We start from the raw sequence: 12,684 nt of genomic DNA on the forward strand, positions 1-12,684 counted from the left end.
GCCACGAAGAGATGACACTGGACGTTTTATGAGCAGAAATGAAGCCGATACCCGCGCCGAACTGATCGATCCGAAACTAGCCGCTATAGGCTGGGGTCTGGTGGACGACAGCTTTATTCGCCGCGAAGTCATCGCCCCTGGTCGCATTATGAGCGGCGGCAAGCGCGGCACCAGTGTTTCTAGTGACTATGTATTGGTGTATCGCGGCCGCAAGCTCGCGGTCATTGAAGCCAAAAAAGAAAGCCTGAGTTACAGCGAGGGCGTTCGCCAAGCCAAAGACTACGCCCAACGCCTGCAATGCCGCATTGCCTACGCCAGCAACGGCCACGACATTTACATGATGGATATGCTCACCGGCCACGAGACCTTGGTGAGCGATTACTTAAGCCCCGAGGCACTGTGGGCTTTGAGCTTTGACCAAGCCGAACCAGACTTTGCGGCAATTTGGCGCCAGCGCTTTGCGCAAATACCGTTCGAGCGCAAAGGCGATTGGTCACCCCGCTACTATCAAGAAAATGCCATCAACAACACCTTAGATGCCATCGCCCAAGGCCAGCAGCGCATCTTGCTGACCCTCGCCACCGGCACCGGCAAAACCTGTATTGCCTTTCAAACCGCGTGGAAGTTGTTTAATAGCCGCTGGTCAGTCAGCGCCCAGAAGACACCCGACGTGGCCAGCCGTCGCCCGCGCATTCTATTTTTAGCCGACCGCAATGTATTAGCCAACCAAGCCTTTAACGACTTTGGCCCGTTTGGAGAAGACGCCATTGCCCGCATCAACCCTAGCGAGATAAAGAAGAAAGGCGCGGTGCCCAAAAACGCCAGTGTGTTCTTCACCATATTCCAAACCTTTATGAGCGGCGGTGAAGACGATAGCGGCAAACCTACACCCTATTTTGGCGACTACCCCGCCGACTTTTTCGACCTCATTATTGTCGATGAATGTCACCGGGGCGGCGCTAACGACGAAAGTAGCTGGCGGGAAATTCTCACTTACTTTGCACCGGCGGTACAGCTCGGTTTAACCGCTACGCCCAAGCGCACCGACAACGCCGACACCTACGCTTACTTCGGCGAGCCGGTGTATAGCTATACTCTGAAAGAAGGCATTAACGACGGCTTTCTCACCCCGTTTAAAGTGCTGCCTATTGTCGGCACCATGGACGAATATGTGTACACCCCCGGCGACGGCGTAGTGATTAAAGGCGAACCCGAGGCAGGCAAGGTTTACAAAGAAGGTGACTTTAATCGCACCATCACTATTCCCGAACGTGAGAAGCGCCGCGTTCACTATTGGATGGATAGGATCGGCAGCAAGGAGAAAACCATCGTCTTCTGCGCCACCCAAGTTCACGCCGGTATGGTGCGGGACTTTATAAATCAATATGCCGTGCAGAAGGGCTGGACAACGAACCCCAACTACAGCGTGCGGGTAACCGCCAATGACGGCGCGGCTGGCGAGAACGACCTGAAGATTTTTCAGGACAACGAGAAAACCATTCCGACAATTCTCACCACCTCACGAAAGCTGTCAACTGGCGTAGACGCCCGCAATGTGCGCAATATTGTGCTGATGCGGCCCTGCAACAATATGATCGAGTTCAAACAGATCATCGGACGCGGCACCCGCACTTACGAGGGCAAAGACTACTTCACGGTTTTCGACTTTGTAAAAGCCCACTACAACTTCGCTGACCCAGAATGGGATGGCGAACCGATAGAAGGGGAAGTCTGCGCTAAGTGTGGTGAGTCGCCCTGTAGCTGCGAGAAAGTTGGCGCGAAAACCTGTTCAATCTGCTCACAAAAGCCCTGCATATGCGAAAAGCCAGAACCAGCGCCTTGCCCTGACTGCGGCGAACGACCTTGCCAGTGCGAGAACAAGATTGAAATCACCCTGTCTGACGGTAAAGCCCGCCAGATCAAACACATCTCCTCGGTGATGTACTGGAGTAGCGAGGGCAAGCCAATTACCGCCCGAGAGTTCGTTGAGCGTATGTTCGACGACCTACCGCGCTTCTTTCAAGACGAAGACCAACTGCGCGCAATTTGGAGCGACCCAACAACCCGCGAGAAGCTGCTCGGCGACTTAGCCGAAGCCGGTTACGACGAAGAAAAACTGGAAAGCATGAAAGAACTGATCGACGCCAAAGACAGCGATGTTTACGACGTATTGGCTTACGTAGCCTATGCCGCCGAAACCCAAACCCGCGCCGACAGGGTGAAATTAGCCAAGCCTGCCATTAACCACGCCTTTGCCGACTACAAACAGCAAGCCTTCATCAACTTCGTGCTGGATAAGTATATTGAAGACGGTGTGCAGCAGCTTTCGAGCAAGAATATGAGCGGTCTGGTCAAAATCCGATACAATACGATCAGCGATGCAGCCAGTGAACTAGGGTCACCGCGAGTAATTAAAGACACCTTCTTCGGGTTTCAGCGGCATCTGTACCAACAAAATGCGGATTAAATCCGCATTAGCCCCACCAAAAGGGGTACTTTTTAGGGGTACATGGATTTCCACAACACGGTAAAAATATTAAATATCAATGTGTTAGCCTAAAGGTTGTAAGTTGTCTCTGCACCACTATTTTCTTGATCAAAATCGACGATTTACTACTAATCGCAATCCAAAAACACTCAAACCAGCTCAGTTCGCCCAGTAATCAAAACATCGGGCTCTACCCCATCGAACCAATTTTTAAGTATTCGTTTAAGTCATAAACAACCCCCACGAATATTGTCGCAACGTTGAGAATTACCTGAGCGATCGGAGTAATCTCGTGCCGATAAATAGCGGAAGCTCATTTTAATTGCCCCCTGCGGCCCAGCATCATCGATCAAGCGCTGATCTGCATCCTCATAACCTAACTCGCCAGGCAATTTCAGCCAACGGTCAAACCACGCAACGCTGTAGTGCACAATTGCGGGTGCACCCCAACCATCCTCACAAGCTCCACTCGCCGGCTCCGGACACCAACTAGTTGATGGAAAGCTGGGGATAAGTGAGTAATCAAAATGCGTCGTGCCTTGAAACGTTAATGAATAAAATGGAATGCCCGCTTGCTGCCACAGCAACATGGCGAGATTATGACTCGCAGGATCAGGCGGGGAAGTGTAAGCCAGCGGCGCAAAACCATAGTCTGCGCTGAAACTTAAGGCAGGCACGCGCGGACCGAACGCAGGTAATACGCCACCCGTTAAAACCGACGACAACACAGTATTCAATGGATCTGGGCCGCCAATATTTGTCAGTGGTGCAAGGCCGTCACCCTCAGGTGTAACAAAACTATCCCAAGCGACCGCCACTTTTACGGGGTTTTCAGTATCCAACTGCCCCGGCCAAGGCTCCGCATCACGAGCACCGTATCCCTGCACAACCGAGACTCCGATAGCACCCGCGGAATGCCCTGCGATACCCAGGCGCTCTGGGTCTTGATAATTCCAGAAGGGGTTAAAGTCGGTAACAGCCGTAGGGTATGTCCCTTTGCAACTGATGTTTTGGGGATAGGGCTTACTGGGTGACGAGCGAACGAAGTCGATTGCATCGACTTGGCCCTCCCAGAACACAGCCAAGTTGGCATTACTGCCCTGTTGGCCATTTGGCGCTTGCTGATCTGAACGGCCTTGGCCGCGGGGGTCAAACGTTAAAACCACGTAGCCTGCCCGCACCAACGGCTGCACCACAAACCAGTATGCGGCCTGGGGGGCCTGCACGGAGCCGTTAGTAATAACGACGTTCGGCAGCTTTGCGTTTTCAGCAATATCCCTAGGCCGCCAAACTTGGCCACTTAAACGGGCACATTCGCGATCATAAAAGACTACCGGCACCACCTCGGCTTCGTCGGTATAAAACAGCGCACCGTTTGCTCCCATCGCAGCAGGATAGCGAAAAGGGTCTGCCACGCACTGAAGCCCCCCGGTAGTGCATAGCGGCAGCAACGCGGTATTAGCTGATTGAGGGCTTAACCAACTAGGGTCGGAAACGCCGCGCGCCACCCATTCTTGGGTATTGGACAAAGACTGTTCAGTAAAGCGCTGCAAAAATGCTGGATCGGCCTGCTCAACCAGCGCTTCTGAGGTTTTTGCAAAATTAACCAACTCACATTGCGTCCATTCCGCGCTAGGATACTCTGCAAGATCACAACTCCGATCTAAATTCTGGGGTAGCGTAGCGACCGGAGCTGGCGGGTCAGTATCTGTACTCCTCTGCGGTGTCGATGAGCCCGAGCGGCAGGCAACGAGAGTAAGGAGCGCCAACGCAACTACCCCAATATTTTTGAACTTTAGTCTACTCACGACTTCCACATCACCGCCCCAATTATTATTTAAATTACATACATTAAATAGACTCATACACGGCAAAGTCTATTTCTACTTTACGCAAAGCACCAGTAAAACCCTCACACTACCAGTGTAAAGCCTGCCGTCTATTGTTCGAAAAATAGCTAGGCGCAGAGTTGTGCAAAGCGCTCGGCAGCAAGTATGATCATTTAGATTTTAAGTAAATACTGGCCTGCAAAGGCGAAACCACTCACATCAGAAAGGAAAATAATATGGCGGTCCAAGTCATTCTTGAGTTCGATGCAGCGGAAGGTAAAGCCGACGAAGTAAAGGCGTATTTTGCTGAAATCTTGCCCGATACGCGACGCTACGAAGGTTTCATTCAAATTGACGTACTGAACAATCTCGATAAGCCGAATAACTTTGTGGTATACGAAACATGGGAAAGCCGCGAGGCTTACCAAAACTATTTTAACTGGCGCGGAGAAACCGGTGTTTTTACCAAGCTTGGCGAAATGATTGTCGACAAACCTAAAATGAGTTTTTTTGAAAATACTGGTATTTAATTTTGAATAGAACGCCTGTGCTGACACAGATTTTGTTACGCACAGGCAATACAAGCCACTAATTTAGCGTCGATCTCCCGCAGCTAAAGCAAGGCATATCATTTCTTTGTCAACGAATAAAAAAATTCACCGTGTTCAAGTTTTATCCAAGCAAAAATTTAAAGTACATCCTCAGTTTTGTGAAGCTTCTTTGAAAAAAATCACTAACGTGAGCACAACCAATATCACTGTCAAAATACTCTGCAGCCCTCCTTAGCCGCAGAGTTATATAACCAAGCTTAATCGACGATCAAATTCCCGTTTGAGAGCAAGTCATTAATAATGTCTTGATCCGTTAAAGCACCACCGGCGGTTAGATCAACGCCCTTCAGGGTGATGTGCTGCTGCGATGATCCGGTATCGCCACTGATATCGATATTAACGATAGTGCCGCCGCTACCATCACTTTGGAAGCTGAGGTAATCGCTAAGATCGCCACTCTCTTCGCCTTGCAGCAAATCTGCGAGATGCAATACATCGCCACCAGAGCCAGCTTCAAAATCAAGTATCACATCTTCTGCGGGGTCAGCACTACTGCCTTTATCGACATTGCTCCACACAAAGGTATCACGTCCATCACCACCCATTAGGCTGTCATCACCCTGGCCGCCGGCGAGGATATCATCGCCCTTTCCGCCGAGCAGCGTATCGTCACCTTTACCACCAAAGAGGCTGTCGTCACCCGCGTCGCCGCGCAAGATATCTGCACCAGCACCACCGTATATTGTGTCGCTACCCGCGCCGCCTTGGGCTACGTCGTCGCCTGTGCCGCCATCGATAGTATCGTCACCGAGGCCACCGTCGAGGTGATCAGCCCCAGCGCCGCCGAGCAAAGTATCACTTCCTGCGCCGCCGGAGAGACTGTCGCTGCCATCACCGCCAAGCAAGGTGTCGTCGCCAGCGCCACCACTGATCACATCAGAACCAGCTTCACCCCGCAAAGTATCATCGCCATCGCCACCGCTAATCGCGTCGTTCAGAACGCCACCCACAATACTATCGTCAGCGGCGGTGCCGTTGATCTCATTTTCAATAGTATGAATATTGAGCTGGGCCGTATCCGATTGGCCGTCTGAGTCGGTCAGCGTGTAGCCAATAACCTCTGGCTCACCCGCACTCGCACTCGCACTCGCACTACCTTGAGGCTGGTAGGAAACATTATACAAACCGGTGTCGTAACCTGACCCTGTGTAGGCCACATCAATAGCGGTAATCGAAGAGAACTGCGATAAGTCCAGTGTTTCTCGTTCACTATTATTCTGAGCGGAGTACGTTATGGTACTTTGCGTAACGACGCCATCACCGTCAGTGTCATGTGACACTACCACAGTGACCTGATCCCCATACTGCTGCTGGAAATCATCTAATGTCAGCACAAGATTTCGCACACCATTTGGCAAGGCGGTCGCGTCAAAGGTGAGGGTAATTTCCTCTCCCTGACTTAATAGCTGACCATTACCGCCACTAACACCAACACCATCACCGCTATATTGAAGCCCGCTGCCAGTACTGCCCGATGTCATCGCAATGCTAAAGTCAGCATCATTAACATTACTTTGCGACGTGGTATTTACCGAGAATTCCTGTTGTGCAAACGCGTCTGGGGTAAATTTGTAATAGCCAGATTCGTTAAACACCAGCTCCGAATCGTCATTACTATCGACTACAACCACCTGCGCAATTTCGTTGCCAAAATTATCGGTAGTTACGCTGAAGCTCCAGCTTAATGTTCCCGATGCACCACCAGCAGGAATGCTGCTGCTATCGAAGTCGAGATTAAAGCTCTCACCTCTAAAGTTCATTTCGGTAATGGTCGCACCATCAACTATCGTGTCGATACCACCACCCTGCGCAGCAAATGGTGTAAAGCTATTACCAAGGGCTGGACCGCCATCGGTGCCAAGCGCATTAATGACGTTGCCTTCGGCAACTTCTCCAGCAGCAATTGAGTGCAAGTCATCGTTTGCCGTAGGGGCATTATCCAGTACATCAATCGTTGCCGTAGAGGTTGCCGTATCGCCATCGCCATCAACAACGGTGTAGTCAAAGACCAGCTGCTCACCAGCGTTGCCGTTGGGCGAGCTTAAGGTGTATGAGCCGTCGGAGAAATCAAAGGTAAATACCCCCAGATCAAAGCCCGCTACATCGTTGCCAATGGTCAGTAGAGTTCCTTCGAACTCAGCGCCGGTCAAACTAGGCGAAACCGTGACAGCAGTGCCGTCATAACTGAAGGTGTAGTTAGTACCGTCGATATCCATATTGATGCTTTCGACGTAACCGCCGTCGGCACCAAATTCAACATTTTTAACACTGCCGTTGGCCGTGATGTTGCCGCCAAAGGCTGTAGGAACTGTGTTAAGTAGTTCTGCCTCTAGCTGCGTAATATCTGCAACAATTATCGCGCCGTCGGCATGACCACCGCCCTGCTGCAATGAATCGATATTGTGAATAAAGTCTAGGTCTGCACTACCACTTGCCAAGCCAGGGCCAATGCCAATGGCAAATGAATTAATGCCATTGTCGTTAACAAAGTCTTTAAAGCCACCGCCAATGGGTGAGGTGCTAGACACCCCGTCAGATACAAAGTAAGAAATATTTTGTATGCCATCTGCAGGGTCTTGCGTGGCCAAATCTGCAGCTAGGTCTGCTTCAATTTCATCCAGCGCACTAACATAATTTGTGCCGCCAACCGCTGTCAGGGCATTTAGGGCACTTTGGAAGTCTTCGAAATTATCGTAGGTTCCTACCATGCTAGCTGTTGTCGAGAATGACACCAAGGTGACCGATACCTGTGACGACTGCTCAAAAAATTCCGATGTCAGTGAGCCGACCGCCTGTTTAGCAACATCGAGACGTGTAGGTTCGCCAGCTGGTGGCGCATTATTATTCGTTAAGGACCAGCCCATACTACCTGAGGTATCTAAGGTCATGACCAAATTGAAAATTTGTTCATTCGATTCAGGTACCGATTCAGCGATAGGATTCGCCACGGGGACGTCGTCAATAACCGCTACGGTGAGGCTATTAGAAAAGGCCGTGCCACTTTCTGTGAAGGTGTAATTAAACACTTCATCAACATCATTACCGCTACCGTCGGCCTGAGTCAGCTCGTAGCTGTAATCACCAGCGCTGAAGCCCGGCGTGCTATCGTCGGCATAAACCGTAAGTGTGCCTATCGCCGTAGCAACGGTAATGATGCCACCAACAGGCGTCTGACCGTTTATGCTGTCGATATTGCTAGCGTTAGTGGCTGCTGCATCGTTATCTAACAGATTGCCAGTAACGATCGTTGTACCGTCGCCAGTACCGCCACTTAATGCACTTTCACTCACCGTGCCGCTGTCTGCTGCAGTAGAGCCAACCTGAATGGTAGTTACTGCGGATGTCGTGAGCTCGCCGTCAAACACATCATAAGTAAATGTCGCTTGGCCATCAGTAGGACCCGCATCAAACTGCAAACTAGATAATTGTGCCGCAGTAAGTGTGTCGCCAATCGCAACTGGTGTGCCATCGGCCAGGGTGACCGTACCTAATGCACCGGGCAAGCCAGTAACCGTGATTTGTAGCAAACTGTCGTCGGTATCTGGATCAGTTGGCGCCTGAATATTCAGTTCATTATCTTCTGAGCCGTCAACAAAGAAGACTGCATCGTCAAATACATCAGGCCCGTCATTAACAGGCGTTACCGCAATATTGCCGCTATCAGAACCATAAAGATTATTGAAATCTTCATCGTAAGCTTCAACAGTTACGGTGCGCGGCGATGAGCTTGGGTTATCTGAACTGTTTTGATATTCAAGTGTACTAAGCACGGTCAAGTAATCGCTAATATCGTCACCGCCACTCAGTGTCAGCTGCCACACTCCGCCCACCACAGCGGTAGTCGCAACAACACCTGTACCGGCAGTCAAGAACGTAAGTAAATCTTGACTCGGCAAATAGCCATCTACCTTCACTACCACCGACGAGAGATTATTGTTGTCAGCATCGGTAATTGAAATACCCGACAACAGCTTGGCCGCATCGCCATTTTCGGTATAACTAATATCTGGCACGCCACTCACTATTGGCGGGTTATTCGCTGCCGAACTCACGTTGACCGTGACTGTTGCGGTATCTGTTTCACCGTCGGCATCGGTCAATGTGTAAGTGAAGGTATCGGTGCCAGTGAAGCCCGTGTTTGGAGTATAGGTAAATGTGCCGTCGCCATTATTAACAACAACACCGCTACCGCCCTGACTAAAGCTCGTGATTTCCGCACCATCAACCAAGGTGTCGTTTGCCAGGAGATTATCAATGAGCAAATCAGTATTTTCGGCGGCTAAGTATGCGTCGTCTTCTGCAACTGGCGCGCCGTTATTCGCGCCAATCGTACCAATGCCTTGAATACCATTTACTGTGGTATGCGCAGAGGTTTCGAAATTAACCGCCTGATTAAAGTTGCTTATATCAACCGATAAAGTTTCGTCTCCTTCAAACTGATTCGCGTCGCTATTAACCGTTACGGTAATGGTTGCCGTGGTGTCACCCGCAGCAATCGTAGCCTGGGTTACACCAATAGACTGGTAATCTGCGCCGCCAGTTGCACTGATATCAACAGTGCTGAAATCAAAGGTCAAATCTGAAGCCAAGGCCTCATCGATAGACACAGTAAAGGTTAACGTTGTTGTGCCCGTGGCCGGCTCCTGAACCAGTACATCGTTAATCGAGACAGTCGGAATTGTCGTTACATCAATAGTCGTTATAGCAACATTACTGCTACTAACGCCATCGCTGACCATAACCTCTATCACCCTAGTGGTGTCAGAGCCATTACCTGCATTTTCAAACTGAATTGCCTTAATAGCCGCTTGGTAATCAGCTAGGCTTGCGCTACCCGTTAGGGTCAGTTCACCTGTTGCTGCATTGTAAGCCGAAGCAGTAATACCAGACGGCAGTGTGCCAACATTCAACAAATCGTCGGCTTCGGCATTTGTTAAAATAATTGTCGCAGACTGCAGGTTACTGCTATCCACGTCTGTAATTGTAATATCACTGTCTGCAATCGAGACCCCGCTGCCACCTTCTACATAATTAGTAACGTAACCCGTACCGGTTACATCACCATCGAGGTCAATACTAGGTGGAACCATGTGAGTCGAGGTCGTCGTCGCCGTGAACGGGTTACCCGCGTCATCACTGCCCGCAACCGTCGCATCAAAGCTCGTGTCCGCCGCCAAGTCCGCGCCAGCAACATCAATACTAAACGTATTGCCTGCCAGCACTTTTCCGCTGTAATCCGTGCCATTGATCGTAAACGTCACATCGTCGCCGACCGCGGCATCGCCACCAACACTACCCGTCACGGGGATCGTGGTGCCCGCTTCCGCCGCATCAACTACATCGTCAGCGGTGATGTCATTCACTGTGATTGTTGCCGCGCCAGAGGTATCAACCGTGTGGGTTGAGGTCGTGGTTGCCGTGAACGGATTACCCGCGGCATCAGTACCGGTCACAGTCGCATCAAAGCTGGTGTCGGCGGCCAAGTCGGCGCCATCAACCGCAATGCTGTAGGTGTTCCCCGCCAAGACAGTACCGCTGTATGGCGTGCCATTAATAGTAAAGCTAACAGTGTCGCCAGGCGCGGCGTCGCCGCCGACCGAACCGGTGACGTTGATGTTTGTTCCTGCTTCAGCCGCATTCACGATGTCATCTGGGGTGATGTCGTTAACGGTGATTGTTGCACTCGCCGTCGTATCAACGGTATGCGTTGACGTAGTCGTTGCGGTGAACGGATTACCCGCTGCATCGGTGCCAGTCACAGTCGCATCGAAGCTGGTGTCGGCGGCCAAGTCGGCGCCGTCAACCGCAATGCTGTAGGTGTTGCCTGCCAAGACAGTACCGCTGTATGGCGTGCCGTTGATGGTGAAGCTGACAGTGTCGCCCACTGTTGCATCGCCGCCGACAGTACCTGTCACATCAATCGTGCTTCCTGCTTCGGCCGCGTTCACGATGTCATCTGGGGTGATGTCATTAACGGTGATCGTTGCGCTCGCCGTCGTATCAACCGTGTGGGTTGAAGTCGTGGTTGCGGTGAACGGATTACCCGCGGCATCAGTGCCCGTCACGGTGGCATCGAAGCTGGTATCGGCAGCCAAGTCTGCGCCGTCAACCGCAATGCTGTAGGTGTTTCCAGCCAGCACGGTGCCGCTGTAGGGCGTACCGTTGATGGTGAAGCTCACGGTATCGCCAGGGGCGGCGTCGCCACCGACGGTACCTGTCACATCAATCGTGCTTCCTGCTTCGGCCGCGTTAACGATGTCATCAGGCGTAACATCATTAACGGTGATTGTTGCCGAGGCAGAGGTATCAACCGTGTGGGTTGAAGTGGTGGTTGCGGTAAATGGATTACCCGCATCGTCAGTGCCGGTCACGGTGGCATCGAAGCTGGTTTGCGCTGCTAGATCGCTGCCCGCAACCGCAATGCTGTAAGTGTTGCCTGCCAAGACAGTACCACTGTAAGGCGTGCCGTTAATCGTAAAGCTAACGGTATCGCCCTCCGTGGCATCGCCACCCACTGTACCGGTGACGTTGATGGTTGCTCCGGCTTCGGCCGCGTTAACAATGTCGTCGGCCGTGATGTCGTTAACCGTGATTGTTGCGGTCGCGCTGGTATCAACGGTGTGCGTTGAGGTCGTGGTTGCGGTGAACGGATTGCCCGCGACATCAGTGCCGGTCACCGTGGCATCGAAGCTGGTATCGGCCGCCAAGTCAGCGCCGTCAACCGCAATGCTGTAGGTGTTGCCAGCCAAGACGGTGCCGCTGTATGGCGTGCCGTTAATGGTGAAACTAACCGTATCGCCAGGCGCGGCGTCGCCACCGACTGTTCCTGTTACATCAATCGTACTTCCAGCTTCGGCTGCGTTAACAATATCATCAGGCGTGATGTCGTTAACGGTGATTGTTGCCGCAGCAGACGTATCAACCGTGTGGGTTGAAGTCGTCGTTGCAGTGAACGGATTACCCGCTGCATCAGTGCCGGTCACCGTGGCATCGAAGCTGGTGTCTGTCGCTAAGTCGGCGCCATCAACTGCAATGCTGTAGGTGTTGCCCGCCAGTACATTACCGCTGTATGGCGTACCGTTGATGGTGAAGCTGATTGCGTCACCTACGGTTGCATCGCCGCCCACTGAACCAGTGACGTTGATGCTTGTTCCGGCTTCGGCCGCGTTCACGATGTCGTCAGCGGTGATGTCGTTCACCGTGATTGTTGCTGTCGCGCTGGTATCAACCGTGTGGGTTGAAGTCGTGGTAGCCGTGAACGGATTACCCGCTGCGTCTGTACCCGTTACTGTCGCATCGAAGCTCGTGTCGGCGGCTAGGTCAGCGCCGTCAACCGCAATGCTGTAGGTGTTGCCCGCCAGCACGGTGCCGCTGTAAGGCGTACCGTTGATGGTGAAGCTGATTGCGTCGCCCACGGTAGCATCGCCGCCGACAGTACCGGTCACATCAATCGTGCTTCCGGCTTCTGCTGCATTCACGATGTCATCTGGGGTGATGTCGTTAACGGTGATCGTTGCGGTCGCTGCCGTATCAACGGTGTGGGTTGAGGTGGTGGTTGCGGTAAATGGATTACCTGTCGCGTCAGTGCCAGTCACAGTCGCATCGAAGCTGATGTCGGCCGCCAAGTCTGCGCCATCAACGGCAATGCTGTAGGTGTTGCCCGCCAGCACGGTGCCGCTGTATGGCGTACCGTTGATGGTGAAGCTGATTGCGTCACCAACGGTTGCATCGCCACCAACAGTACCGGTGACATTGA

At 52.0% G+C, this 12,684-nt stretch carries 4 protein-coding genes; 2 read left to right on the top strand and 2 right to left on the bottom strand.

Annotation, left to right across the window (positions count from 1 at the left end):
• Positions 1–28: 28 nt before the first annotated feature.
• Complete coding sequence (hsdR, locus tag AB4876_RS15630) at positions 29–2,467, top strand: EcoAI/FtnUII family type I restriction enzme subunit R (RefSeq protein WP_368382685.1); 2,439 nt, start codon at positions 29–31, stop codon at positions 2,465–2,467.
• Between the two features lie 248 nt (positions 2,468–2,715).
• Here the strand turns inward: hsdR and AB4876_RS15635 are convergent, their stop codons facing one another.
• Positions 2,716–4,296, bottom strand: a complete 1,581-nt coding sequence (locus AB4876_RS15635; protein ID WP_368382686.1) for an alpha/beta hydrolase family protein — start codon at positions 4,294–4,296, stop codon at positions 2,716–2,718.
• A 257-nt stretch (positions 4,297–4,553) separates the two neighbouring features.
• Between AB4876_RS15635 and AB4876_RS15640 the strand changes: the two genes are divergently transcribed.
• A complete protein-coding gene (locus AB4876_RS15640; protein WP_368382687.1) occupies positions 4,554–4,847 on the top strand; it encodes a putative quinol monooxygenase in 294 nt (97 codons plus the stop codon).
• A gap of 278 nt (positions 4,848–5,125) precedes the next feature.
• Here the strand turns inward: AB4876_RS15640 and AB4876_RS15645 are convergent.
• A partial coding sequence (locus tag AB4876_RS15645; protein WP_368382688.1) for an Ig-like domain-containing protein occupies positions 5,126–12,684 on the bottom strand: 7,559 nt, incomplete at its 5' end.

It is taken from the genome of Zhongshania guokunii (assembly GCF_040892635.1).
Classification (GTDB): domain Bacteria; phylum Pseudomonadota; class Gammaproteobacteria; order Pseudomonadales; family Spongiibacteraceae; genus Spongiibacter; species Spongiibacter guokunii.